The organism is Nocardia amamiensis (assembly GCF_015477605.1).
Taxonomy (GTDB): Bacteria; Actinomycetota; Actinomycetes; order Mycobacteriales; family Mycobacteriaceae; genus Nocardia; species Nocardia amamiensis_A.
Genome location: NZ_JADLQX010000020.1, coordinates 18,882 through 43,943, shown reverse-complemented (window position 1 = coordinate 43,943; position 25,062 = coordinate 18,882). Strand labels below are relative to the sequence as shown.

Annotated in this window: 21 protein-coding genes; 14 read left to right on the top strand and 7 right to left on the bottom strand. The window is 67.1% G+C overall.

What is annotated here, in order from left to right:
* The first annotated feature begins 147 nt into the window (after positions 1-147).
* The 4 genes from IU459_RS24600 to pruA all read left to right on the top strand — a co-directional run bounded on the left by IU459_RS24600 (position 148) and on the right by pruA (position 6,240).
* Positions 148-2,748: a bifunctional FO biosynthesis protein CofGH gene (locus IU459_RS24600; protein WP_195131930.1), complete on the top strand. Its 2,601-nt coding sequence runs from the start codon at positions 148-150 to the stop codon at positions 2,746-2,748.
* A gap of 332 nt (positions 2,749-3,080) precedes the next feature.
* Positions 3,081-3,404, top strand: coding sequence for a ferredoxin (gene fdxA / locus IU459_RS24595; RefSeq protein WP_014987978.1), 324 nt, complete (start codon positions 3,081-3,083; stop codon positions 3,402-3,404).
* A gap of 8 nt (positions 3,405-3,412) precedes the next feature.
* Positions 3,413-4,522 carry a succinyldiaminopimelate transaminase gene (gene dapC, locus IU459_RS24590; protein ID WP_195132012.1) on the top strand — a complete coding sequence of 370 codons (1,110 nt, stop codon included), beginning with the start codon at positions 3,413-3,415 and terminating at the stop codon, positions 4,520-4,522.
* Between the two features lie 83 nt (positions 4,523-4,605).
* On the top strand, positions 4,606-6,240 hold the full coding sequence (pruA, locus tag IU459_RS24585; protein WP_195131929.1) for an L-glutamate gamma-semialdehyde dehydrogenase: 1,635 nt from the start codon (positions 4,606-4,608) through the stop codon (positions 6,238-6,240).
* A gap of 4 nt (positions 6,241-6,244) precedes the next feature.
* Here pruA and IU459_RS24580 read toward each other — a convergent pair whose 3' ends face one another.
* Positions 6,245-7,108, bottom strand: a complete 864-nt coding sequence (locus tag IU459_RS24580; protein ID WP_195131928.1) for an oxygenase MpaB family protein — start codon at positions 7,106-7,108, stop codon at positions 6,245-6,247.
* 167 nt (positions 7,109-7,275) lie between these two features.
* On the opposite strand from IU459_RS24580, the gene IU459_RS24575 reads away from it, so the two are divergent.
* Positions 7,276-7,908, top strand: a complete 633-nt coding sequence (locus IU459_RS24575) for a TetR/AcrR family transcriptional regulator (protein WP_195131927.1) — start codon at positions 7,276-7,278, stop codon at positions 7,906-7,908.
* A 26-nt stretch (positions 7,909-7,934) separates the two neighbouring features.
* Here the strand turns inward: IU459_RS24575 and IU459_RS24570 are convergent, their stop codons facing one another.
* Both IU459_RS24570 and IU459_RS24565 read right to left on the bottom strand, forming a co-directional pair.
* Entirely contained in the window at positions 7,935-8,651 is a 717-nt protein-coding gene (locus IU459_RS24570; protein ID WP_228838452.1) for a hypothetical protein, read from the bottom strand.
* A gap of 133 nt (positions 8,652-8,784) precedes the next feature.
* Positions 8,785-9,636: an oxygenase MpaB family protein gene (locus tag IU459_RS24565; protein WP_195131926.1), complete on the bottom strand. Its 852-nt coding sequence runs from the start codon at positions 9,634-9,636 to the stop codon at positions 8,785-8,787.
* A gap of 133 nt (positions 9,637-9,769) precedes the next feature.
* On the opposite strand from IU459_RS24565, the gene IU459_RS24560 reads away from it, so the two are divergent.
* The gene (locus IU459_RS24560; protein ID WP_195131925.1) at positions 9,770-11,188 is read left to right on the top strand and encodes an acyl-CoA synthetase; all 1,419 of its coding nucleotides are present in this window, start codon (positions 9,770-9,772) and stop codon (positions 11,186-11,188) included.
* 49 nt (positions 11,189-11,237) lie between these two features.
* Positions 11,238-11,630 (top strand): PPOX class F420-dependent oxidoreductase, encoded by a 393-nt coding sequence (locus tag IU459_RS24555; protein ID WP_195131924.1) that lies wholly within the window; start codon positions 11,238-11,240, stop codon positions 11,628-11,630.
* A gap of 197 nt (positions 11,631-11,827) precedes the next feature.
* Here the strand turns inward: IU459_RS24555 and IU459_RS24550 are convergent, their stop codons facing one another.
* Complete coding sequence (locus IU459_RS24550; protein ID WP_195131923.1) at positions 11,828-14,290, bottom strand: FHA domain-containing protein; 2,463 nt, start codon at positions 14,288-14,290, stop codon at positions 11,828-11,830.
* Positions 14,291-14,883: 593 nt separating this feature from the next.
* Between IU459_RS24550 and IU459_RS24545 the strand changes: the two genes are divergently transcribed.
* Positions 14,884-15,810, top strand: coding sequence for a DMT family transporter (locus IU459_RS24545; protein WP_195131922.1), 927 nt, complete (start codon positions 14,884-14,886; stop codon positions 15,808-15,810).
* A 149-nt stretch (positions 15,811-15,959) separates the two neighbouring features.
* Here IU459_RS24545 and IU459_RS24540 read toward each other — a convergent pair whose 3' ends face one another.
* The gene (locus IU459_RS24540; protein WP_195131921.1) at positions 15,960-16,649 is read right to left on the bottom strand and encodes an esterase/lipase family protein; all 690 of its coding nucleotides are present in this window, start codon (positions 16,647-16,649) and stop codon (positions 15,960-15,962) included.
* 587 nt (positions 16,650-17,236) lie between these two features.
* On the opposite strand from IU459_RS24540, the gene IU459_RS24535 reads away from it, so the two are divergent.
* Entirely contained in the window at positions 17,237-18,436 is a 1,200-nt protein-coding gene (locus tag IU459_RS24535; RefSeq protein WP_195131920.1) for a helix-turn-helix domain-containing protein, read from the top strand.
* Positions 18,437-18,807: 371 nt separating this feature from the next.
* Entirely contained in the window at positions 18,808-19,473 is a 666-nt protein-coding gene (locus IU459_RS24530) for a hypothetical protein (protein ID WP_228838451.1), read from the top strand.
* Positions 19,474-19,579: 106 nt separating this feature from the next.
* On the opposite strand, the gene dapD is transcribed toward IU459_RS24530, so the two are convergent.
* On the bottom strand, positions 19,580-20,527 hold the full coding sequence (gene dapD / locus IU459_RS24525; protein ID WP_195131919.1) for a 2,3,4,5-tetrahydropyridine-2,6-dicarboxylate N-succinyltransferase: 948 nt from the start codon (positions 20,525-20,527) through the stop codon (positions 19,580-19,582).
* A gap of 61 nt (positions 20,528-20,588) precedes the next feature.
* Positions 20,589-21,044, bottom strand: a complete 456-nt coding sequence (locus tag IU459_RS24520) for a MarR family winged helix-turn-helix transcriptional regulator (RefSeq protein WP_195131918.1) — start codon at positions 21,042-21,044, stop codon at positions 20,589-20,591.
* 87 nt (positions 21,045-21,131) lie between these two features.
* On the opposite strand from IU459_RS24520, the gene IU459_RS24515 reads away from it, so the two are divergent.
* From IU459_RS24515 to IU459_RS24500, 4 genes are all read left to right on the top strand, one after another.
* Positions 21,132-22,079: a quinone oxidoreductase family protein gene (locus IU459_RS24515; RefSeq protein WP_195131917.1), complete on the top strand. Its 948-nt coding sequence runs from the start codon at positions 21,132-21,134 to the stop codon at positions 22,077-22,079.
* Between the two features lie 256 nt (positions 22,080-22,335).
* Complete coding sequence (gene dapE, locus IU459_RS24510) at positions 22,336-23,439, top strand: succinyl-diaminopimelate desuccinylase (RefSeq protein ID WP_195131916.1); 1,104 nt, start codon at positions 22,336-22,338, stop codon at positions 23,437-23,439.
* A 255-nt stretch (positions 23,440-23,694) separates the two neighbouring features.
* Positions 23,695-24,504: a TIGR00730 family Rossman fold protein gene (locus IU459_RS24505; protein WP_195131915.1), complete on the top strand. Its 810-nt coding sequence runs from the start codon at positions 23,695-23,697 to the stop codon at positions 24,502-24,504.
* Positions 24,498-25,058, top strand: coding sequence for a TIGR00730 family Rossman fold protein (locus IU459_RS24500; RefSeq protein ID WP_436838186.1), 561 nt, complete (start codon positions 24,498-24,500; stop codon positions 25,056-25,058). The genes IU459_RS24505 and IU459_RS24500 overlap by 7 nt, the downstream gene beginning before the upstream one ends.
* Positions 25,059-25,062 lie beyond the last annotated feature (4 nt).

Below are 25,062 nucleotides of genomic sequence, written 5' to 3'. Positions count from 1 at the left end.
CCACCCCCGGAATAGCCTCGCGCGCCGCACAGTTGTCAACGCTCAACGGCGGCCGCGTCCAGCGTGGGCGCCGTGGTGAGCGCGGCGGCTGGTCCGCTTCGCCTCACTCTCGAGCACTGGAGGGAGACAGTTCCGGATGTGTAGCGCATGATCGAGGGCGTGACCGACCTACCGAACCCGAGCGTCCCGCCGGCGCCGCCCAGTCCATCGGCCATGCGCCGGGCGCTGCGCAGGGCCCGCGACGGTGTCACGTTGAACGTGGACGAGGCCGCGGTGCTGTTGCACGCGACCGGTGACGACCTCGCCGACCTCTGTCGCAGTGCCGCCCGGGTGCGCGACGCCGGGCTCGCCTCGGCGGGCCGTCCGAAGACGATCAGCTATTCCCGCAACGTCTTCATCCCGCTGACGCGTCTGTGCCGGGACAAGTGCCACTACTGCACGTTCGTCACCGTGCCGGGCAAGCTGCGCGCCGAGGGCAAGGGCATGTTCCTCGAACCCGACGAAGTGCTCGACATCGCCCGCCGCGGCGCGGCGCTCGGGTGCAAAGAGGCCCTGTTCACGCTAGGGGATCGGCCCGAGGACCGCTGGCCGGAGGCCGCCCAGTGGCTGGACGAGCGCGGCTACGACTCGACGCTGGACTACCTGCGCGCCGTGTCGATCATGGTGCTGGAGGAGACCGGCCTGCTGCCACACCTCAATCCGGGTGTGCTGTCGTGGGCGGAGATCGCGCGGCTCAAGCCGGTGGCGCAGTCCATGGGCATGATGCTGGAGACCACGGCGACCAGGCTGTTCACCGAGAAGGGCAACTGCCACTACGGCAGCCCGGACAAAGACCCCGCGGTGCGGCTGCGCGCCATCACCGACGCGGGCCGGCTCTCGGTGCCCTACACCACCGGCATCCTGGTCGGCATCGGCGAGACGATGGCCGAGCGAGCCGAGTCGATCATGGCGATCCGCAAGCAGCACAAGGCTTTCGGGCACATCCAGGAAGTCATCGTGCAGAACTTCCGCGCCAAGGACGACACCGCGATGCGGGACGTGCCGGACGCGGGACTGGATGAATTCCTCGCCACCATCGCCGTCACCCGCATCCTGCTCGGACCCGACGTGCCGGTGCAGGCGCCGCCGAACCTGGTGTCGCATGCCGAGTGCCGCGCGCTGATCGACGCGGGCATCGATGACTGGGGCGGTGTGTCGCCGGTGACGCCCGACCATGTGAACCCCGAGCGGCCGTGGCCGAATCTCGACACGCTGCGTGAGATCACCGAGGCGGCGGGCTATCAGCTGGTCGAGCGCACCTCCGCGCACCCGAAGTACGTGCGGGCGGGCAATCCGTGGGTCGATCCGCGCATCGGCGCGCACGTCGCCGCGCTCACCGATCCGGCGACCGGGTTGGCGGATCCGGATGCGATTCCGGTGGGCCTGCCCTGGCAGGAGCCGGACGAGTCCTGGGAATCGACCGGACGCGTCGACCTCAACACCGCCATCGATATCGATGGCCGCAACACCGAGCACCGCAGCGACGCCGGGCTCGGCCAGGACGTCGTCGGCGCGTTCGGCGACTGGGACACCATCCGCGAGCAGGCGCGCGATCTCGCGGTCACGACGCCGCGGCGGCTGGACTCGGACGTGCTCGCCGCGCTGCGTGCCGCCGAACGCGACCCGGCCGGGCTCGGCGACGGCGAGTATCTCGCGCTGGCCACCGCCGACGGCGCCGAACTCGACGCGGTCGCCGCACTGGCCGATCAGTTGCGTCGCGACACGGTCGGCGACGACGTCACTTATGTGGTCAACCGGAACATCAACTTCACCAATATCTGCTACACCGGGTGCCGGTTCTGCGCCTTCGCCCAGCGCAAAGGCGACGCCGACGCGTTCACGCTGAGCATGGACGAGGTCGCCGACCGGGCTTGGGAGGCGCACGTCGACGGCGCCACTGAGGTGTGCATGCAGGGCGGCATCGACCCCGACCTGCCGGTCACCGGGTATGCGGACTTGGTGCGCGCGGTCAAGCAGCGCGTGCCGTCGATGCATGTGCACGCGTTCAGTCCGATGGAGATCGTCAACGGCGCCTCGCGCGGCGGCCAGAGCATCCGGGACTGGCTGGTCGCGTTGAAAGAAGCCGGTCTGGACACCATTCCCGGCACGGCCGCGGAGATCTTGGACGACGAGGTGCGCTGGGTGCTCACCAAGGGCAAGTTGCCCACCTCGGCGTGGATCGAGGTGATCACCACGGCGCACCAGGTGGGCATCCGGTCCAGCTCCACCATGATGTACGGCCACGTGGACAATCCGAAGCACTGGGTCGGGCACCTGCGGGTGCTGCGCGGAATCCAGGATCAGACCGGCGGTTTCACCGAATTCGTGCTGCTGCCGTTCGTCCATCAGAGCGCGCCGCTGTACCTGGCCGGTGCGGCGCGACCCGGGCCGACGAACCGGGACAACCGCGCCGCCCATGCGCTGGCCAGGATCATGCTGCACGGCCGGATCCCGAACATCCAGACCAGCTGGGTCAAGCTCGGGACCACCGGAACACGGGTGATGCTGAACAGCGGCGCCAACGATCTGGGCGGCACGCTGATGGAGGAGACCATCTCCCGGATGGCCGGATCGCAGCACGGATCGGCGAAGACCGTCGCCGAGCTGGTGGAGATCGCGGCGGGCATCGGCCGACCGGCCCGGGAGCGGACCACGACCTACGGCGTCCCGCAGCGCACGATGTCGGCACTCCCCTTGACAGTGGGGTAGCGCCGATCGGCCGTGTTCCGGGGTGACTGTGCTGTGCGAAATCAACGAGTGATTTCGAGAGCACATCGGGTAATTCGCCGGGTACGTCCAGAACAAGAGCGGCACCGCACGCGGGATCTGGACGCGGGTCCCGCGGCACTTACTGGTACGACCTGAAATGCCTGGAGACGCGGGACAGAGCGCGCCAGGTGGCGGAGTGGATTTCGCACCGGAGTCCCGCGTGCAGAACACCCTGAGTTAGGGCAGGCTGACCAGTAGTAACGTGGGGTTGCCGGGATAGGGTTTCGCCGGGCGGACTATCCCGCAGGCGAGGACAGACTAGGAGAGCGGCAGTGCCGTACATCATCGCTGAACCGTGCGTTGACGTGAAGGACAAGGCATGCATCGAGGAATGCCCCGTGGACTGCATCTACGAGGGCGGTCGCATGCTGTACATCCATCCCGACGAGTGCGTGGACTGTGGTGCATGTGAGCCGGTGTGCCCGGTGGAGGCGATCTTCTACGAAGACGACACCCCGGACCAGTGGAGCGGATACGTGAACGCCAACGTCGATTTCTTCGACGAGCTGGGCTCACCCGGCGGCGCCACGAAGGTCGGCAAGGTCGACTACGACCCGCCGTTCATCAAGGAACTGCCCCCGATGGCGAGCGAGTGAGATCTGACGTGTCACCGCGTGGCCGGGTCAGCGGCCGGCTGCCCGATTTTCCCTGGGACACCATCGCTTCGGTCAAGGTGAAGGCGGCCGCTCATCCCGGCGGGATCGTCGATCTGTCCGTCGGCACCCCCGTCGACCCGGTCGATCCGTTGATCCGGGCGGCGTTGAACTCCGTCGCCGAGGTGCCCGGATACCCGACCACGCACGGCACACCCGAGCTCCGCGCGGCCGCGGTCGACGCGCTGAAGCGGCGCTATGGGATCACCGGTCTCGATCCTGCGGCGGTGCTGCCCGCGATCGGCACCAAGGAACTGATCGCCGGGCTTCCCCGGCTGCTCGGTCTCGGCCCCGGCGACTTGGTGGTCGTCCCCGAGGTCGCGTACCCCACCTACGAGGTGGGCGCGCTGCTGGCGGGCGCGCAGGTGCTGCGCGCCGACGGGCTGACCCGGCTCGGTCCGCAGACGCCCGCGCTGATCTACGTGAACTCGCCGTCCAACCCGACCGGCCGCGTACTCGGCGTCGATCACCTGCGCAAGGTGGTTGCGTTCGCGCGCGAACGAGGCGCGATCGTCGCCTCCGACGAGTGCTACCTGGGACTGGCCTGGGAGGGTCGCGCGGTCTCACTGCTCGACCCCGAGGTGTGCGACGGCGATCACACCAACCTGCTCGCGTTGCATTCGCTGTCCAAGACCTCCAACCTGGCCAGTTACCGGGCCGGATTCGTGGCGGGCGACCCGGCACTGGTGGCCGAACTGCTCGAGGTGCGCAAGCACTCGGGGATGATGGTGCCCTTCCCGATCCAGGCCGCGATGACGGCCGCGCTGAGCGACGACGCGCATGAGTCACAGCAGCGTGAGCGGTACCGGGCACGTCGCGAAGTGCTGCGAAAGGCGCTGGTGGAAGCCGATTTCCGGATCGATCACTCGGAGGCGGGCCTGTATCTGTGGTCGACGCGCGGCGAGCCGTGCCGCACCACGCTGGACTGGCTGGCCGACCGCGGCATCCTGGCCGCGCCCGGCGACTTCTACGGCCCCGGCGCGGCCGAGCACGTGCGCATCGCGCTCACCGCGACCGACGAGCGCATCGCCGCGGCGGCCGAACGCCTCACCGCGGACTGACGGCCGGAGGCGGATCGCGCTGATCCTGACTGGCGAGCGTGTCGGCAGCCGCGCCCGTCGGGCCGGGAGAGCTAGCCTGAAGTATGGACGCTGTCACGGTTGTCCCCACGCCGACCAATGAGCCGGTGCACTCCTATGCGCCCGGCAGCCCGGAACGTGAGCTATTGATCGGCAAACTTGCTGAGCTGTCCGCCGAGCCCGTCGACGTGCCGCTGGTGATCGGCGGCAAACACCGGCCGGGCATCGGCGAACGACACGACATCCTCGCGCCGCATCGGCGCCGACAAGTGCTGGGTACCTATACCGACACTACGCATTCGGAAGCACACGGAGCGATCGACGCCGCGATGGCGGCCGCACCTGGTTGGCGGGCGCTGCCGTTCGAGGAACGCGCCGCGGTGCTGTTGCGCGCGGCCGACCTGCTGGCCGGCCCGTGGCGGGAGACCGTCGCCGCCGCCACCATGCTCGGCCAGTCGAAATCCGCCCAGCAGGCCGAGATCGACGCGCCGTGCGAGTTGGTCGACTTCTGGCGGTTCAACGTGTCCTTCGCGCGCGGCATCCTCGCGCAGCAGCCGCAGTCCAGCGCGGGGATGTGGAACCGGATGGACTACCGGCCGCTCGAGGGTTTCGTCTACGCCATCAGCCCGTTCAATTTCACCGCGATCGCCGGTAATCTGCCGACCGCTCCCGCGCTGATGGGCAACACCGTGGTGTGGAAGCCATCGCCCACCCAGACCTTGTCGGCGTTCTACACCATGCGGTTGCTCGAGGCGGCGGGCCTGCCCCCCGGCGTGATCAACATGGTCACCGGGGACGGTGTGCAGCTGTCGGAGGTAGCGCTGACCGATCCTCGGTTGGCCGGTATCCATTTCACCGGCTCGGCCAAGACGTTCCAGTATCTCTGGCAGCAAGTCGGCGCGAACATCGGCCGCTACCATGGCTATCCGCGTCTGGTCGGGGAGACCGGCGGTAAGGACTTCATCGTCGCGCACTCCTCCGCCGATCCGGATACGTTGCGCACCGCCCTGATTCGCGGCGCCTACGAGTATCAAGGCCAGAAGTGCTCGGCGGCCTCGCGCGCCTATATCGCGCGGTCGGTGTGGCGCGCGATGGGCGACGACTTCCTGCACGTCGCCGAGGAGCTGAGCTATGGCGACGTCGCGGATCTGTCGAATTTCGGTGGGGCGCTGATCGATCGACGGGCATTCGACAAGAATGTGGCGGCGATCCAGCGCGCCAGGGACACCGGTCTCACTATTCCGGTCGGCGGCACCTACGACGACAGCGAAGGCTGGTTCGTCCGGCCGACCGTGTTCCTGACCGACAACCCCCACGACGAATCGTTCGCCACCGAGTACTTCGGACCGATTCTGTCGGTGTACGTCTACGACGACGCAGAACCCGGCGCGTACAGCGCTATTCTCGCCGAAGTCGAGTCCGCCGCGCCCTACGCGTTGACCGGCGCGGTGTTCGCACAAGACCGGAACGCGATCGAACAGGCCGACGCCGCACTGCGATTCGCGGCGGGCAACTTCTACGTCAACGACAAGCCGACCGGTGCGGTGGTGGGCCAGCAGCCGTTCGGCGGCGCCCGCGCCTCCGGCACCGACGACAAGGCGGGCTCGCCGCTGAACCTACTGCGCTGGGTCGCGCCACGCACGATCAAGGAGACCTTCGTTCCGCCGGTCGAGTACCGCTACCCGCACATGGACACCTGATCCGCTACACCAGAGGTTTCCCCAAACGCATCCGGATGCGCAGGTCGAGCAGATAGGCATTGAGCGGGAACATCCGCACCGGCTTCGGCAGCCGGGTCTGCACCGCCGCGATGGCCCGCAGCAGCCGATCGAAGCGACGCTGATCGCGCTCGGTCCAGCTCATGCCCATCTCGTCGCGCAGGTGCTGGGGCAGCAGGCCGGTGACGACGAACCGCTGCAGCCCGGCGAAGACCGCCTGCACCGGACGCGGCATCATCTTCAGATCGATCAGATCTTCGAAGTAGTCCCGCAGGGCTGGTTCGATGGCGCGCTGCTTCAGGTTCTCATCCCAATACCGTTGGAAATCGGCACGGTTCGCGGGCCACATCTCCGGTCGCATCTGCAGTGTGGTGCCCAAGCGCGCGGCGTAGTGATAGAAGGCGTCAGCGGTGGCGGGGTCCATCGGGCCGTGCATTCGCGTGTATAGATCGTCGATGCCCCAGTACAGGCACGCAGCCACCCACAGTTGCAGGTTCGGGTCGAAGGCGTTGTATTTCACCGGGCTCGCCGCGGTGGAGCGCACCGGGCGGTGCGAGACATTGACCGCCGCGCGGTAGGCGGCGCGTTCGGCGTCCGAACCCAGGAGCGCGACCGCGAGGTAGGTCAAGGTGGTGCGCAGCCGCTTGATCGGGTGCAGGGTCACCTTGCCGCTGTCGACGGTGCTCTCCAAGACACCGCGGCCGACCGGCCGCAGGCTCAGCTGCAGGATGACGTTGGCGGTGCCGCCGAGGAACGCGGCGATTCCGTCCAGGTATTCCGCGACGGTCTCCGGGGTCAGAATCGGGTCCGGATCCGGCTCGTGCTCGGTGGTGCCCAGCGGCGCGGTCATCGTTGACCTCGTCTTTCGGTATCCGCCCGACCCACGGCCGAGCAATGAGAAGATTATGCTCTCACTTTGTCATTCTCTCGTTCACTATGTCAATCGCGCGGCGCTGCCGTGATGGTATGCGATGCTGGAAGTGTCATTGTTTCGCCGACGCGGAGAAGGGTGGAGGTATGGCCGCGCTGACCAGACTGCTGCCGCTCGTGCGCAGCGCGGCACCGGAGGACCGCAATCAGGCCCGTGTGCTGGACGCGGCGCTGGTGGCGTTCCTTGACTTCGGCATCAAGCGCACCAGCATGGTCGAGGTCGCGCGCCGGTGCGGGCTGTCGCTGGCCACGCTCTACCGGCGCTTCGCCAGCAAATCCGATCTGATCAAGGCCGTCGGGCTGCGCCAGACCCGGGAGTTCATCGAGCAAGTCGACGCCGCGCTGCAACGGCAGGTCGACCGTGACGCGAGTGCCGAGGATCAGATCGTCGAGCTGTTCGCCGCGTTCATCACCGGCTTGCGCGGAAACCGGCTGATCCACCGGCTGTTGGCGACCGAGCCCGAACTCGTGCTGCCCTACCTCACCACCGAAGGCGCCCCCGTCATCGAACTCGGCAGGGACTACCTCGCCGAGTTCATCACGCGGCTACAGGGCGAGGGCAAGCTGCCGGAGTACGACCCGGAGCCCTTGGCCGAGATGATCGCCCGCACAGCGCTTTCCCTGGCGCTGACCCCGCAGACGGTGATCCCGCTCGGCGACGACGCCGCGATCCGGCAATTCGCGCGCGACCACGTGGTGGTGTCGTTCCGGGTGCCGTAGCGATCCCCGGATCGGCGCGCGCCTGTTCAGCGGAAGTGCGGTTGCCCGCTCATCATCGCGCCGAGCGCGGCGAGGACGTCGGCGGTCTGCTCGGCCGCGGTGCCGCGGGTGTGCGCCGTCACCGCGAAGCCGTTGCCGTAGGACGCCGAGGCGACCTCCGGCTCGCCGAAATCCGACCAGCCCCATTTGGTGCCGAGCACGAATGGCCAGCGTGCGGTGCCCCAATCCTGTTCGGTGCCGTCTTGGGCCATGGAGCCGGCGGCGGCCATCCACTCGAAGATCGGCGATCCGGGATCGGCGCGCAGTTTGGCGACGAGGAAGTCGGATACGTTCGCGACGCTCGTCGCCCCGGCACCCCAGCTGGGGCCGGGCACCGTCTCGGTGAGGCCGTACTCCTGAGCGATGGCGGCGACCGCCTGCGGATATTTGGCCTCCATCTGGCTGGCGGCCCCGTCGTCGGAATAGCGGATCATCCGTTCGGCCAGGGCGCGGTCCTCGGCTGAGCCGTCACCGTGGCGCAGGGCGTAGTCGGCCATGAACAGCTTGGCCAGCGACAGGCTCGAGCGCGATTCGTGTTCGTTGGCGGTGCCCCATCCGATGCCGAAGGTGGTGCGCACGGAGATCGCGGTGCGAGGCGGCACGGAAGCCGCGCCGCTCTCCTCGGGTTCGGCCGCAGCGACCGGCGCGAATAGTGCCAGGCACGCGCCTGCGATGAGCGCGGTCGTCGTCATTCGATAGCCCATCGTTCCTCCTGGCTCGCCGGACGCGGCATCGGTCGGTGACTCGGGACAAACCTGCGACAGATGGATCGGACTACTGGAGCAGCGATTGCCCAGCGATTGCCGGAGTGAAACGGGTGGACGCGGTCCGATCGCCTCAGACCAGGCGCAGGCCGAGCCGCCGCCGGATGCGCATATCCAGCAGATAGGCGTTGAACGGGAAGACGCGGATCGGCCGCGGCAGCCTGGCCTCCGCGGCGCCGACGGCGCGCAGAATGTAGCCGAGCGCGCGTTCGTCGCGTTCGGTCCAGTTCAGGCCCATTTCGTCGCGCAAGTGCTGGGGCAGCAGGCCCGTGACGAAGAACCGGTGCAGCCGGGCGAATGCCAATTGCGCCGGTCGCGGCAGCATGCGCAGGTCGATGAGGTCGTAGAAGTAGGCGCGAACGGTCGGGTCGATGCGGGTCGCCGCGAGGTTCGCGGCCCAGTACTCGTCGAAGGCGCGCCGGTCGGCTGGCCACATCGTTTCGGGCATTTGCAGCGTGGTGCCCAGCCGTGCGCCGAGCCGGTGGAAGGCATCGGCGGTCGTCTCGTCCATCGGGCCGTGCATCCGCTCGTACAGATCCTTCCCGCCCCAGTGCAGGCAGGCCGCGACCCACAGCTGCAACGCGGGGTCGAAGGCGTTGTAGCGCACCGGACTCGACGTGGTCGAACGGACCGGGCGATGCGAGACGTTGACCGCCTCGCGGTAGGCGGCGCGCTCATCGTCGGTGCCTAGCATCGCCACGGACAGGTAGGTCAGAGTGGTGCGCAGCCGCTTGACCGGGTGCAGCATGACTTTCCCGCTGTCGACCGTGCTCTCGACCACGCCATAGCCGACCGGTGGCGCGCTCAGCTGCATGATGACGTTCGCGGTGCCGCCGAGGAATCCGGCGATGCCGTCGATGTACTGCCCGATGTCGAACGGGTCCGGCGATTCGGGCCGATCCGTCGGGCGAAGTGGCTTGGTCATCGTCGACCTCGCAGTGCTGAGAAGACTATGCAACAACTTTCTCACCGCGTCAGCGGGGTGTCAACGATCTGCGACGCGGTGCTCGGCCGGATGTCGCCGCGGACCCTGGAAGCCGACGAAGTAGCGTGGTCGAATGCCGTTCGCCCCGCCGCTGCTGCTCAGTTCGCTGAACCCGCTCGCCGTCGCACGCGGAGCGGACATCCCCGACGCCGTCACCATCGACGGGACCACCCTGTCGCGCAGCGACCTGCTCGGCGCCGCCACCTCGGTGGCCGAACGCGTCGCGCGCGCGGAGCGGGTGGCGGTGCTGGCCGAACCGACCGTGGAGACTGTCCTCGCGGTGGTCGGCTGCCTGATCGCGGGCGTCACTGTGGTGCCGGTGCCACCGGACTCCGGCACCGCTGAGCGGGCCCACATCCTCGCCGACTCGGGCGCGCAGGCGTGGCTGGGGAAGGCGCCGGAGGACAGTGAGCTGCCGCGGGTGCCGGTGCGGCGGCACGCCAGATCGTGGCACACCTATCCCGAACCTGACCCGGCCACAACGGCTTTCGTGTTGTACACCTCGGGTACCACGGGTCTGCCCAAGGGTGTCGTGTTGAGCCGTGGCGCCATCGCAGCGGGTCTGGACGCGCTCGCCGATGCATGGGCATGGACCGCGAATGACGTTCTGGTACATGGGCTTCCGCTGTTCCATGTGCACGGTCTGATCCTCGGCGTGCTCGGCCCGCTGCGCGTGGGAAGTCCGCTGGTCCACACGGGTAAGCCGACTCCGCAGGCATACGCGGAAGCCAAAGGTTCGCTGTACTTCGGCGTGCCCACCGTGTGGTCGCGGATTGTCGACGATCCCGACGCGGCAAAGCAATTGGCCGACGCCCGGCTCCTGGTTTCCGGAAGCGCGCCGCTACCGGTGCCCGTGTTCGAGCGGCTGCGCGAGCTGACCGGGCACGCGCCGATCGAGCGCTACGGCATGAGCGAAACCATGATCACACTGTCCACCCGGGCCGACGGCGAGCGCCGACCCGGCTGGGTCGGCACGCCGGTGAACGGTGTGCGAACCCGGCTCGTGGACGAGTCCGGCGCCTTGGTCCCGCACGACGGGGAAAGCATCGGCGGCCTGCAAGTGCTCGGCCCGATGCTCTTCGACGGCTACCTGAATCGTCCGGAGGCCACCGCGGAGAGCTGGACCGGCGACGGCTGGTTTCGGACCGGCGACGTCGCCGTCATCGACCCGGAGGGCTTCCACCGCATCGTCGGCCGGGAATCGGTGGACCTGATCAAGTCCGGCGGCTACCGCGTGGGGGCGGGCGAGGTGGAGACGGTGCTGCTCGGCCACCCCGCCGTCGCGGAGGCCGCGGTCGTCGGGCTTCCCGATGACGACCTCGGCCAGCGCATCACCGCCTTCGTCGTGCTGCGCGGCGCGGCCACCGACCGCGAACTGATCGACCATGTGGCTGGACAACTTTCGGTGCACAAACGTCCTCGTGAGATCCGCGTGGTCGACGCCTTGCCGCGCAACGCCATGGGGAAGGTGCAGAAGAAAATGCTGAGCTGAGGAACCGATCGTTTGACCTCGAGTGCGGTCAAGGTTCTACGGTCGCCACATGACCTCGACTCTGACCCCCGAACAGATCGATTACCTGCACACCCAGCGCCTCGGCCGCTTGGCCACCGTCCGCCCCGACGGCACTCCGCAGAACAACCCGGTCGGCTTCCGCTACAACGCCGACCTCGGCACCATCGACATCGCGGGCTGGAACATGGGCGCCTCCCGGAAGTTCCGCAACCTCACCACGAATTCGCATGTCGCATTCGTCGTCGACGACATCGCCTCGGTCCAGCCCTGGCGCGTCCGCTGCCTGGAAATCCGTGGCACCGCCGAAGCGCTCACCGACGTCGATCCCTACATTCCCGGCGTCTCCCGTGAAATGATCCGCATCCGCCCCGACCGCGTCATCGCCTTCGGCTTGACCGAAGAGGCCCTGGACAACGCCTGACAGCTCCGAGCGGCGTGCACTCCGATCTCAGCAGCCCGGCCGTTGGAAGCTGATCATTCCTGTGCACGCCGCCGACTCGCGCGGTGCGCTTGCTCCAAACCTGTGCTCACCGCGGTCAACGGCCCCGCCCTCGGCTGCTCCTTCGCGGACGTGACCGTCGCCCGTGAGGTCGGCCTATGGAACCCAGCGCCGTGGCGTCAAATCCTCGCGGGGCGCGCACCACGGCGCCGTGGACGCAGCTGGTACAGGCGGTACCAGGCCAGCGCCAGGAAGATGATCCCTAGACCGGCCGTGACTCCCATGTCGAGCAGCCACGTGCCGAGGGTGTGTTTCCACAGTGGGTCGGCTGCGCCCTCGTGCGGCGAGAGCGTGTCGAGGTCGAGGGTGGCGGCTCCCGCGCCGTAGCCCCAACGGGACGGCGACAGGTAGGACAGTTGATCCAGGACGGGTGTGCCAGGGAGCCGTACCAGGCCGCCGGTGAGCACCAGCTGCGCCATCGACAGCACGATCAGCAGCGGTAGCGTCTTCTCCGAGGTGTTCACCGCCACCGATACCAGCAAGCCCAATGCCAGCGACGCGACCCCGATCATCGCCATCGCCAGGATCAGCTCCAGCTCGACCGAGGTGAATACCCCTTTCGGCGGCATGGTCTCACCAATGGTGCCGATGAAGAACAACACCACCGACTGCAGGATGGTGATCACGCCCAGGACCAGGAGTTTGGACATCAGGTAGACCCCGGCCGACAAGCCCGCCGCGCGTTCTCTGCGGTAGATCGTCTGCTCTTTGACGATTTCCCGAATCGAGTTGCCGGTGCCGACGAAGCATGCGGCGAATATCAGAATCATGAGCTTGGTCGGGGCATCGGTGTTGGTCCCGGGCGTCCCGGTGAAACCCTCGCCCGACGGTATCGCGACGATCAAGCCACCGAGAAGAAGGGGCATCACGCCGAGCAGCGCCAGATAACTCCGGTCCGAGGCGATGACCGCCAGATATCGCCGGCACAGTGTGCTGAGCTGGCTGAGCTTGGACTGCGGCGCGGGCGGTGGGGCCGGTGGGCGCTGTACTTCCGCTGGGCCGACTTCGTCGGTCAGTCCGACCGCCACGTACTGCTGGAAGCGTGGCGAATCCCGGAATTCACCGGCCCAGTCGCGGTCTTCTTCGCGGTCGAACGCCTGGAACACCTCAGCCCAGCTGCGTTGCCCGAACTGCTGCAATCCCTCCTCCGGGGGCCCGTAATAGGCCAGCCGCCCGCCGGGCACCAGAACCAGCAAGCGGTCGCAGGCATCGAGATTCGCGACGCTGTGCGTGACGACGATGACGGTCCGCCCGTCATGCGCCAGTTCGGACAGCATCTCCATGACCGTTTTGTCCAGGCCCGGATCGAGGCCGGAGGTCGGTTCGTCGAGGAACAGCAGGGACGGCTTGGTCAGCAACTCCAGTGCCACGCTCACGCGTTTGCGCTGCCCGCCCGAAAGCCGATCGATGCGGGTATCGGCGTGCCGCGCCAAACCGAGTTCGTCGAGGACCTCGTCGACCCGTTGCTCCCGCTCCTCGCTGCCCGTGTCACCGGGGAAGCGCAGTTCGGCCGCGTAGAGCAGAGCGCGCCGCGTCGGAAGCTGGCTGTGCAGGATGTCCTCCTGCGGGACCAGCCCGATCCGATGCCGGAGCTCGTCGTAATCGGTGTACAGGTCGCGTCCGTCGTAACGGACCGTCCCCTCCGTCGCGGGCCGCAACCCGGTGACCGCGCCGAGCAGGGTCGACTTGCCCGCTCCACTGGGTCCGATGACACCGACGAGCGAGCGCTCCGGGATGGGGAAGCTCACCTCGTCCAGGAGCACCTTGCCTTCCGGCGTCCGGACGATGAGGTTCTGCACCGAGACGGACACGTCGCCGGTGTCGACGGTCTCGCGCAGTTCGTCGCCGACCAGCCGGGACGTGGTGTGCCCCATGCCGATCAAATCGGATTCGGAGAGGTCTGCGGTGTGGACCCGGGAGCCGTTGACGTAGGTGCCGTTGTGGCTGTCGAGGTCGATGATCCGGTATCTGCCCGGGCCGATCGTGCGCAGCTCGGCGTGATAGCGCGAGACCATGAGGTCATTCACGACGATATCGTTGTCGGCCGCGCGGCCGATCCGCATGGTAGGCGAGGTGATCCGGACTACCGTGCCTGCGTGGGCCGCCGGGGCCGACGATCGCGAAACCCGCCGGGGCAGGCCCGGCTCGAACTTCGTGATCGTTGCTTCGTCGTCGAGGTTGTATCCGGGATCGGGGACAACCATCGTGTCGCCACCGATATCATCGCCCGGCTCGTGGGCGGGTTGTCCCGGTTGTCCCTCCACGGAACAGGCCAACTGCTCACCGTCCACGGCGTGACCGAGCTGGAACGTCTCGTCGTGGTCGATCAGCATCCGCTCGACTCGATGCCCCTCGAAAAAGGTCCCGTTGAGGCTGCCCCTGTCCTCGATTTCCCAACCGCCCGAACCACGCTCCAGAACGGCGTGCAACGAAGATACCCGCGGATCGGTCACAACAATGTCGGCCGCCGGATCGCGACCGACATTGTATGCGCCCCCGGCGCGTAGTCGATAGACGCGTTCTCGCGTCTGCACCACGAGAACCGGCGCGTCGGCGAATTCCGTGGAAGACTTATCCGACATAGCGCGAGTATACGACTGTGCCGCGCTGTCGCCGCAATAGTCGGCCACTCGCCACTCCGTCGCGGTGGCCGCTTGCCTTCCGCATAGCGCTCGTCAAAACACCCCTTTGACCAGCATGAATAGATCGGCGTGCCGCTGGGTGGCCACATCCGGCCGTGGAAACGGGCGGCGAGCCGCTGAGCGGGCCACTGACCACGCCGGGCGAAAAAATTCACGGGCGGAATTCGCGATCCAAGCCCGATCATGCAGATGTACCACCTGTACGCAAGGTTGAGGTCGAATGTTTTCCAAATTGTTTCCATCACGCGAATTCTGTTATTTCTTGAATTTCATGCCGACGGCGGGGACGTCGATATAGGAAGCTTTTCACCTTCCCGAGCGGCGGTGGAACTGCTGTTATGTGGCGTACACACGGCAGGCGCTCCCGCAACCTGCACACCCGGCCGTGACACCACCTGTACTGCGGACGATTGCGAGCGGTGCCGGTAAGAGTCCAGTGAACGCCTAAAACCGGACTCTGCAAGGGCATTCATCGCTTCACGGTGGAGTGTGGAGCACCGCGGCACGGCCAGGCCCCGGAGTAGGCTACCGGAGTGTCGTCCTCACAGGTCGCCATAGTTTTCGCCCTCAGTGCGGCCGTGTGTATAGCGCTCGGGGCGGTGATCCGCCAGCGTGCCGCGGCACGAACGGCCGGCACGCCCGATTCGCCCAGCGTCATGGGTGGCCTCCTCCGCTCACCCGATTGGTGGCTGGGAACGCTCGTAGGTGTCGGTGGATTCGCCTTCCAGGCTGCCGCATTGGGTAGGGGCGCGCTCATGCTCGTGCAGCCCCTGCTGGTGCTGTCGCTGTTGTTCGTGCTGCCGCTGGGCGCGTGGCTCAACGGCCGCTCGGTAGCTGCCGGCGACTGGGCATGGGCGCTGGCGCTGACCGCCGGGATCGCGATTCTGGTGGTGGTCGGCGACCCCCGGCCCGGCCAACCGCACGCCGAGACGCTGCACTGGGTAATCGTGGGGATAATCGCCATTCCGTTGTTCGCCGCCGCGCTGCTCGCTGCCCGTGCCTGGCCGGGGCCGCGGCGGGCGGTGTTGCTTGGCCTGTGCTCCGGTGCGTTGTTCGGTCTCGCCGCCGTGCTCGTCAAGGGTGTGGTCTCGACCGCAGGCCGGGGAGCGAACGCGGTGCTCGTCTCGGCCGAGACGTACGCGCTGATTGTCATCGGTCTCGCCGGCACGGTGTTGCAGCAGTACTCGTATCGGGCCGGAAGCCTGCACGCATCATTTCCGGCGGCGACGGTCGTCGAACCGATGGTGGTCGCAACCCTCGGATTCCTGGCGCTCGGCGAATACCTGGATGTGAACATCGAGCTGGTCGCGGTGCTGGTGGCCGCGCTCGCGACGGTGGTCTTCGCGACAGTCGCGCTCGCGCGCAGCAAAACCGTCGACGCCGTCCCGGCCGACCCCGGCCCGCCGGGCCACACGCGACAGTGGGACATACCGCCTCGGCTTCGCCGCGACAGCTCGTAGTGGTGGAAGCGCACCGTTCGGCTCTGGCCGCCAACCACTTCTGGCTTGATCAGGGTGGCGACGACGCCGACAACACCAAAGCCCGGCTCTGCGCGGGATTCGGCCCCGCCTCGCGGATGCGAGACGGGGCCGGGCTGGAGTTCAGCCGACTACTTCACAAAGTCGCGCACGCCCTCGAAAACCGTCGACGACGACAGCAGCGCTATATGGCCGATGCACGCCGTCTGGGTGTTGGTGGCACCGCTGAGAATGGTGCTCTCATCGGGGTTGATGATCTCGTCGCACGGTGACCACCAGGTGCCGTAGTTCACCCGGCCGGGGGTTTCGTCGGTGCTGTTGAGTTCGGCCAGGAAGGCTGAGCCGGGCCGCATCTCCTCGCAGGAGGCGTCGATGCATCCGTTGGCGGCGTCGGTGCCGTGATTGGGGCCGGCGATGGAGACCCAGTCGTCGACGGAATTGAGGCCGTCGAGCTTCTTCAGGTACCAGCGACTGTTCAGGCCGCCCATCGAGTGGGTGACGATGTCGACCTTGGCGGCACCTGTTTTCGCGCGCAGCGCATCGACCTGCGCTTTCACCTCCAGCGCGATGTCCTTGTTCGACTGGGTGGTGTCGTAGCTGAATCGCGCCATCTCTTCCGCGGAGTATCCCGCGTTCAGGAATCGGCCCCACATGTAATTCCAGTCCGCCGCCGATCCCTGCCATCCGTGGACGAAAAGGATCGGATCCCGCGCCGGCGCCGCAGCCGCATGTGGTGTGGCGATGCCAAGTGAAGCGGTAGCCGTCGCGACCAGGGTGATTGCGGCCATCCCGAGGCGGCGCGTGATCGATGTGATGTGCATGTATTCCTGACTCCGATCTGCTCGTTGCACTGCGAGCAGACAGAAGATAGCGGGAGAGCCCATCCCGGCGCTGTGAAACGCGGTTATTCAACATGCCGCAGTTGGATCTATCGCGGCATTCCACGGAGAGATCGCGGGAGGAACTGCGCTGTGCCGACGAGCTGACAGCAGAGGGCAAGTCGTTGTGAGGAGATCGCCGCGGAGCTGGGGCTTCTGCGGCGACGTCGGACAACTGGCGTCCGGCTCGGCTTCCCGCCACCAATTGAACCCCATCACTTCCCGCCCTCCGCAGTTCGACGGAAGTCGTCCACGGCTTGCGGTGACCGCGTCGGTAGAACGAGTTGCGCGAGCTGTGCTCGGCGCGAGTCAGACTTCTGCCCATCTCGAACCCCTGCTTTCTGATCGCTCCAAGTGGTGAGCACCCGCCGCCAGGGAACCGATGAAGGTTCGGATCAACCCGGCGGCGGGGCTACCAGAAGCGTCCTGCGACCAGGGAATTCGCGCTAGCGTTGCACTGTGGCCAAGGCGTTGCCGAATGATTCGTCGATGCTGCAACGCTGCTCAGGGTGGTTGGGAGAGGGGGCTGGATGGAGAACTGGGAAGCTTTCGGAGCCGAGCTGAGACGGCTTCGATCGCAGGCGGGTCTGTCGGTCAGAGAATTGGCGCGCAGCCTCAGCTACGACCCTGGCGCGCTCTCGCGTTTCGAGAACGGCCGTCGCAAACCCGCGGCGGATATCGTTCGGAAGCTTGATCGCATCCTCGGATCCGATGGGGCACTCGCGGTCATCTATGAGAGTCTGGTTGCCGCGGCAACCGACGTCGATCAGTCGAATTTGTTGCGCTTGCGTGAGTCAGCGGCCTTGTCGGAGCGGCGCTACATCGATCGCGCGTTGGTCAAGGATTTTTCGGAACTGCTGTCGGAAACTCGACGGCTGGAGGACCAGGTCGGCTCCAAACTCGTTCTGCCGCTGGGAGTGCGGCAAATGCGGGTGGCATCAGCGCTGGCCATCGAGGCTCGGACGTCGGCGCGCACCGATATGGTCGACGTAGCCGCTGGATGGCAGCAGTTCACCGGCTGGCTCCATGCCAATCTCGGACACCATGCCGCCGCAGTCCAGCACTATCGCGCGGCGCTCGAACTGGCTACCGAGAGCGGCAACCGGGACATGATCTCCACAGCGCTGTCGATGCGAGGTCATGTCGCTTGGATGGCGGGCGAGGTCGGTCCGATGATCGGCTTGTCCCGAGCCGCGCAGCGTGATGGCGACGCACTGAGCCCTACGGTCCTCGCGCTGGCCGTTCAGCAGGAAGGCCGTGGACATGCGATCGAGGGTGACCTCGACGCGATGGAAGCCAAACTCGATCGGGCCGCCGAACTCGTAGCGCTAGGTGATCCCGAGCAGCCCGACGCCCAATACTTCTACTCCGACTCGTTCATCGAAATGCAGCGCGGCTTGGCATATCGCCTAGCTCGGCAGTGGGACAAGGCTGTCGTATCGCTCAACCGAGGCTTGGCGGGGTTCGATCCCGACACACTCACCTCCGAGTGGGCTACCTGGTATGTCGCGGAGCTGGCATGCGCGCTGGCAGGTGCCGGTGAACCCGAAGCCGCATGCGATCGAGCGTCAGACGCACTTCGAGTCGCCGTGGCGACGCCAGGATCCAGGCTGACCAGATTCATTCGAGTGCTCCACCGCGAGATGTCCGCCAAATGGAAGACCAACGACGCCCTGGATGCCCTGGCAGAGCAACTGCGTCAGGCTCGCACGAAAGAAGGGAGTGCATAGCGGTCGGAACGGTTGAGACGGAGGCAGCCGAGCGGACTATCCAGCCGGTTCGCCTCGACCGCGGCCGACGCGAAACCTGAGACGAGGCAATAGAACTCGTCGATGCCGCAGGCTTAACCCGCCACTGATTTCCTGTCGGTGGGCATGGGTACTGTGCCCGCATGCCCACCGTCCTGCACGAGGTGATCATCGACCTGTTCCGGCAACGCCCGTGACTGGCTGCCGACCTATTGGCGCTCGTGATGGATACTCCGCTACCCGAATTCGACCATGCCCGACTGGAATCCGGCGATTTCCCTGACATCGACCCGACCGAATACCGAGCGGACGCCGTCGTAGTCCTGGCCAATGGGACCGATCCCGCCCTCGCTGTGATCATCGAGGTCCAGCTGCGGCCGGACGGCGACAAGTCTTGGACTTGGCCGGTCTACCTGACCACACTGCGCGCCCGGCTGCGCTGCCCCACCATGCTGATGGTGATGTGCCCGAGCGAGCGCACGGCAGCCCGCTGCCGTAGCCCCATCCTCATCGCGCCGGGATGCATCCTGACTCCCGTCGTGCTGGGCCCGGCCGACGTCCCGGTGGTGACTGATGCCTCGACTGCAGCCACCAACCCCGAGTTGGCAGTGCTATCGGCGATCGCGCATCGAAATCATCCTGAACGTGATGCCATCCTGACCACTCTGGCTGAGAACATGGTCGACGCGGCCAACGGCGATCTGTACATTGACCTGGTAATGGCCGTTCTCCCAAAGGCGGCCCGGCACTTCTTGGAGAGCCTCATGACGACCGGCACTTACGAATACAAGAGCGAGTTCGCCCGGCGTTACTACTCCAGGGGCAAGGCCGAAGGGCGGGCCGAAGGGGAGGCCGCGGCGCTGTTGCGCATTCTGCGGACGCGCGGCTTCATGCTTTCCGAAGCCACTGCTAGCCGCATTGCCCAGTGCACCGATCTCGACCAGATCAACACCTGGATAGACCGCGCCGTCACCGCCGACAGCCTCGATGAGGTCTTCGCGGACCACCCGAAACCGTAGTGCATTCGCGTCAGCAGGCGGACAGTCAACCACGCGCGGAGCCGTTGCCGGACGACGCTGCTGACCTGGCGAACAGCTCAGCAGCCCCCGGCGTCCGCGAGACCGCTCAGTCGTTCGCGTGCAGGTCCGCGTTGAGTTCGATGCCCGTGCCCTTGCGGTGGACGACCTCGACGGCGCCGGTGGTGGAGTTGCGGCGGAACAAAAGGTTGTCGCGACCCGACAGTTCGGCGGCCTTGACCTGGGTGCCGTCGGGAGTGGTGACCTTGGTGCCCGCGGTGAGGTAGAGGCCCGCTTCCACGACGCAGTCGTTGCCGAGGGGGATGCCGAGGCCGGAGTTCGCGCCGAGCAAGGAGCGCTCGCCGATGGAGATCATGGTGGTGCCGCCGCCGGAGAGTGTGCCCATGGTGGACGCGCCGCCGCCGATGTCGGAGCCGTCGCCGACCACGACGCCCGCGGAGATCCGGCCCTCCACCATGGACGCGCCGAGGGTGCCCGCGTTGAAGTTCACGAAGCCCTCGTGCATGACGGTGGTGCCCGAGGCGAGGTGCGCGCCGAGGCGAACCCGGTCCGCGTCGCCGATGCGGACGCCCGAGGGCAGCACGTAGTCGACCATGCGCGGGAACTTGTCGACGCTGTAGACCGTGACCGGGCCGCGGGCGCGCAGCTTGGCGCGGGTGGCCTCGAAGCCCTCCACCGCGGCGGGGCCGTGGTTGGTCCACACCACGTTGGTCAGCAGGCCGAACTGGCCGTCCAGGTTCACCTCGTGCGGCTTGACCAGGCGATGCGAGAGCAGGTGCAGGCGCAGGTAGACATCGTGAGCGTCGACCGGGGCGGCAGACAGGTCGGCGATCGTGGTGCGCACCGCGATCACGTCGACCCCGCGGGCGTCGTCGAAGCCGAGCAGCGCCGCATACTCCGCGGGCGCCTCGTCCAGTCGCTTGGTGCCGGTCTCGGAGAACTCGCCCAGCTGGGGGTTCGGGTACCACGTGTCCAGCACGGTCCCGTCCGCGGTCACGTTGGCGATACCGACTGCTGCTGCTCCCTGGATGCTCACGTCACTAGAGGTTACCCACCCGCGTCGAACGGTCATGCGGCTGCTCCGGTGCGCGCTTCGATCAGCCGGACTGGGATGTAGGTGTCTGCTCGATGAGAGTCGCGGTGGCGCGGTCGAGGAATTCGCAGAACAGCCTGTGCTCCTCGGGGGTGAAGCGGTCGGTGAGGGCGCGTTCGAGCACGATGACTTCCTGGTAGGCGCGCTCGAGCAGGTCACGGCCCACTGGCGTGAGGCGGGCGATCATGACTTTGGCATGAACGGGTGACGGATTCCGGTCGATGAGTCCTTTGTTCTGCATCCCGGCCAAGACGGTGGCCATGCTCTGCTGCGTGACCCCACAGGCGCGGGCCAGTTGCGCGCCGGACATGTCGTCTTCGCGCGACAGGGTCAGCAGCACCGCGTACTGGGTCATGGTCAGCCCGTATGCGCGCAGCACGGTCTCGTGATGGCCCATCAGCGCCTGTTCGGCGCGACGGATCCGGGTGCATACGTACTCCTCGACAGGCACGTCCGACATGACACAACCTTCTAAGTTGACTCAGGTATTTGATAATGCTTTAGTTCCGGTATCAGGATACTGAGTCAAAGCAAAGGGTTGTATGTGATGAAGGCTGTTGTTCTGGACACCGACGATCAGTTCCGGGTCTCGGAGCTACCTGAACCGGTGGCCGGTGCGGGCGAGGTCGCGATTCGGGTCTCCTACGCGGGCGTGCAGTACGGCGACGTGCTGGTCCGTGCGGGTCACTTCCCGATCCCGCGCCCGTTCGTGCCGGGTTTCGAAGCCGCCGGTGAGATCGTCGGGGTCGGTGCCGGTGTGGACGAGGCGCGGATCGGTGAGCAGGTCACCGCGTTGATCGGCGGGGGTGGTTACGCCGAAGTGGTGACCGCGCCCACGGTGCTGGCGATCAACGCCGCTGGAGTCGGCCTGCGCGATGCCGCCGGGTTCGGGTGGGTAGCGCCGACCGCTTACGACCTGGTCAACACTGTCGCGAGGGTGCGGGCCGGGGACAGTGTGCTCATCCATGCCGCCGCCGGTGGCGTCGGCTCGCTGGCCGTGCAGTTCGCCGCTCTCGCCGGTGCGGAGCGGATCGTCGGGGTGGTCGGTGATGCCGGTCAGGTCGATTACGCCCGCGGTTTCGGCTACCACGAGGTGCTGGTGCGGGAGCAGTTCCCGGATGCCCTCGGTGACGAGAAGTTCGACGTGGTCCTGGATCCGATCGGTGGCCCCACTCGCCTCGAGAATCTGGCGCGGCTGGCGCCGCACGGCAGGATCGTGGTCTACGGCAACATCGCCACCTTCGAACCGGTCACCGTGTCGGCCAACGACCTGCTGATGCAGGGTCAGTCTCTGCTGACCTACAACAGCAACCTGGCCAGCCGGACCCACCCGAATCGGTTGGCCGACAGCGCCGCCCAAGCCATGGCGATGGTGGCCGACGGGTCGGTGCGCATCGACGTCACCGCCGAATACGCCCTCGCCGACGTCGAGACCGCGATCGTGACCCTGGCCGAAGGAGCGACCCTGGGCAAGAGCGTCGTCCGCATCGGGTGAAATCCGGTCGCCGATCCGGCGCGTCGCGCACCCGCCGGATCTGCGACCACGCTGCCAGCGCATGGCCGCTGGCGGATGTCCAAGTGCTCGCCGTCAGCAGAAGCCGCGAGGGGGAGCGGCAGCCAGACCTTCGTCGGACGACTCGGCCCGGCACACAAGAAAGCCAGCTGCACCGCATACGAGGAGTGTGTCCGCGATCCGGCTTACCAGACGTGGTGTGCGGGCGCGGCTGGTCGACCGCCGTAGGGTGAAGGGCGTGACCATCGACCTGCATGCCGACCCGATCACGCTGACCGCCGCGCTCGTCGACATACCGAGCATTTCGCTCGGCGAGGCGGCCATCGCCGACGTGGTGGAGCGGGCGCTGCGCGAGCAGACGGTGGGGTTCGAGGTGCTGCGGCACGGCAACGTGGTGCTGGCGCGCACGAATCGGGGGTTGCCGACCCGAGTGATCTTGGCCGGGCACCTGGACACCGTGCCGATCGCGGACAACGTGCCCAGCCGCTTCGCCGTGAACCCGCTGGGCGAGCAGGTGCTCTACGGCTGCGGCACGGTGGACATGAAATCCGGCGACGCGGTGTTCCTGCACCTGGCGGCGACGGTCGCCGATCCGGTACACGATCTGACCCTGATCTTCTACGACGGCGAGGAGATCGCCGCGGAGTTCAACGGGCTCGGCCACATCGAACGTGATCTGCCCGGCTGGCTCGCCGGCGATCTCGCGGTGCTCGGCGAACCGTCCGCCGGTTGGATCGAAGCGGGTTGCCAAGGCACGCTGCGGGTTCGGCTGGACACCTCCGGCGTGCGGGCGCATTCGGCACGAGCCTGGCTGGGCGACAACGCGATTCACCGATTGGCTCCGATCCTGCAACGGCTGGCCGAGTACCGTGCGCGTGAGGTCGACATCGACGGCTGCGTCTATCGCGAGGGGCTGTCCGCGGTCCGCGTCGCGGGCGGCGTGGCGGGCAATGTGGTGCCGGACGCCGCCGAGGTGGACGTCAACTTCCGTTTCGCCCCCGATCGCACCGTGGACCAAGCCGTCGAGCACGTACGCGAGGTCTTCGACGGTCTCGAACTCTCCTTCGACGTGACCGATTCCGCACCCGGCGCGCTGCCCGGCCTGACCGCCCCCGCCGCGAAAGACCTCATCGCCTCGGTACAGCGGCACGGTGGCGGCGGCGTGCGCGCCAAATACGGCTGGACCGACGTCTCCCGCTTCGCCGCCCGCGGCATCCCCGCCGTCAACTTCGGTCCCGGCGACCCCAACCTCGCGCACAAGCGCGACGAGCATGTGCCCGTCGACCAGATCACGGCGGTCACCGCCATGCTGCGCAACTACCTGACCGGTACCGCGGGCTGAGAGACCTGACGCGCGACCAGTCGGTGTCGCAACACGCTCCCGTCCCGGGCAGGACGGATCTTCGTGCTTCGGCCCCTGACGAAGCACGCGGCCGGTTGGGCCGAACAGCATGTTGCCAGCACAATCCCTGTCACAGCGGCTAGCCGATGGCGCAGATTGCGGTTGCGCCTCACCGGCGCTGCGCGCGGCTGAACGCCGGACGACTTCTCACGTGCAGCCAGTGTGTGATCGTTTCCGGACGGTAGCGTGGAACGCATGTCCACCGACGCCGCCGACCGTGAAATCACCACCAAGCCGAAGTCGACAGCGAAGTTCCGGGGGCCGATCATGTTCCGCCGCGACCGCAAGGACGGCATCTCCACCGCCGACCGGAACCTGCTGGACCAGCGCGGCGACACGGACTGGGTGCACACCGACCCCTGGCGCGTGCTGCGCATCCAAGCCGAATTCGTCGAGGGATTCGGCGCGCTCGCGGAGGTGCCCCGCGCGGTGACCGTCTTCGGTTCCGCGCGCACGACGGCCGACCATCCCGAGTACCAGGCGGGCCGGGCGATCGGCGCCGCGCTGGCGCGGGCCGGTTTCGCGGTGATCACCGGCGGCGGACCCGGCGCGATGGAGGCGGCCAACCGCGGCGCCTGCGAGGCGGGCGGCTACTCCATCGGCCTCGGCATCGAGTTGCCGTTCGAGCAGAGCCTCAACGAGTGGGTCGATCTGGGCATCAACTTCCGCTACTTCTTCGTCCGCAAGACGATGTTCGTGAAGTACTCCCAGGCGTTCATCTGCCTGCCCGGTGGTTTCGGCACCCTCGACGAGCTGTTCGAGGCGCTGACTCTGGTGCAGACCCGCAAGATCACCCGGTTCCCGATCATTCTGTTCGGCAGCAGATACTGGGCCGGGCTGGTCGACTGGCTGCGGGATTCGCTCGGCGGCTCCGGCAAGATCTCGCCCGGTGACCTCGATCTGCTGCACGTGACCGACAGCGTCGAGGAGGTCGTGAGCATCATCCAGGCCAACGTGGAAGCGGGCGGCGCCGAGGACGCGATCGGAACGGAGGACGAGTGGTGAACGACCAGCCCTTCGCCGTCTGCGTCTATTGCTCGGCGAGCACCACCGACCCGGACTACCTCTCGCTGGCCGCCCGGGTGGGCACCGAGATCGCCCGGCGCGGGTGGCAATTGGTGTCCGGCGGCGGTCACGTCTCGATGATGGGCGCGGTGGCCACCGCGGCACGCGCCGGTGGCGCGAAGACCATCGGCGTCATCCCGAAGCACCTGGTGCACCGCGAGGTCGCGGACGTCGACGCCGACGAGCTCGTGGTCACCGACACGATGCGCCAGCGCAAACAGGTGATGGAGGACCGCGCCGACGCCTTCCTCACCCTGCCCGGCGGCATCGGCACGCTGGAGGAGTTCTTCGAGACCTGGACCGGCGGCTATCTGGGACAGCATGAGAAGCCGGTTATTGTGCTGGATCCCAATGGATTCTTTCGCGGATTGTTCTCCTGGCTGGATGAGTTGTACGAACGGAAGTTCGTGCCCCAGACAGCGTTGTCCCGGATTACCGTGGTGACCGATCTCCCGTCCGCCTTCGCGGCACTGGAGGCGCCGCGTATCGCTTGACGAG

What these genes read in the sequence shown, in the direction of transcription:
- IU459_RS24600 (WP_195131930.1), top strand. Translation starts at nt 148, where the DNA reads ATGATCGAGGGCGTGACCGACCTACCGAACCCGAGCGTCCCGCCGGCG.
- pruA (WP_195131929.1), top strand. Translation starts at nt 4,606, where the DNA reads ATGGACGCTGTCACGGTTGTCCCCACGCCGACCAATGAGCCGGTGCAC.
- IU459_RS24580 (WP_195131928.1), bottom strand. Translation starts at nt 7,108, where the DNA reads ATGACCGCGCCGCTGGGCACCACCGAGCACGAGCCGGATCCGGACCCG.
- IU459_RS24575 (WP_195131927.1), top strand. Translation starts at nt 7,276, where the DNA reads ATGGCCGCGCTGACCAGACTGCTGCCGCTCGTGCGCAGCGCGGCACCG.
- IU459_RS24570 (WP_228838452.1), bottom strand. Translation starts at nt 8,651, where the DNA reads ATGGGCTATCGAATGACGACGACCGCGCTCATCGCAGGCGCGTGCCTG.
- IU459_RS24565 (WP_195131926.1), bottom strand. Translation starts at nt 9,636, where the DNA reads ATGACCAAGCCACTTCGCCCGACGGATCGGCCCGAATCGCCGGACCCG.
- IU459_RS24560 (WP_195131925.1), top strand. Translation starts at nt 9,770, where the DNA reads ATGCCGTTCGCCCCGCCGCTGCTGCTCAGTTCGCTGAACCCGCTCGCC.
- IU459_RS24555 (WP_195131924.1), top strand. Translation starts at nt 11,238, where the DNA reads ATGACCTCGACTCTGACCCCCGAACAGATCGATTACCTGCACACCCAG.
- IU459_RS24550 (WP_195131923.1), bottom strand. Translation starts at nt 14,290, where the DNA reads ATGTCGGATAAGTCTTCCACGGAATTCGCCGACGCGCCGGTTCTCGTG.
- IU459_RS24540 (WP_195131921.1), bottom strand. Translation starts at nt 16,649, where the DNA reads ATGCACATCACATCGATCACGCGCCGCCTCGGGATGGCCGCAATCACC.
- IU459_RS24535 (WP_195131920.1), top strand. Translation starts at nt 17,237, where the DNA reads ATGGAGAACTGGGAAGCTTTCGGAGCCGAGCTGAGACGGCTTCGATCG.
- IU459_RS24520 (WP_195131918.1), bottom strand. Translation starts at nt 21,044, where the DNA reads ATGTCGGACGTGCCTGTCGAGGAGTACGTATGCACCCGGATCCGTCGC.
- IU459_RS24515 (WP_195131917.1), top strand. Translation starts at nt 21,132, where the DNA reads ATGAAGGCTGTTGTTCTGGACACCGACGATCAGTTCCGGGTCTCGGAG.
- IU459_RS24505 (WP_195131915.1), top strand. Translation starts at nt 23,695, where the DNA reads ATGTCCACCGACGCCGCCGACCGTGAAATCACCACCAAGCCGAAGTCG.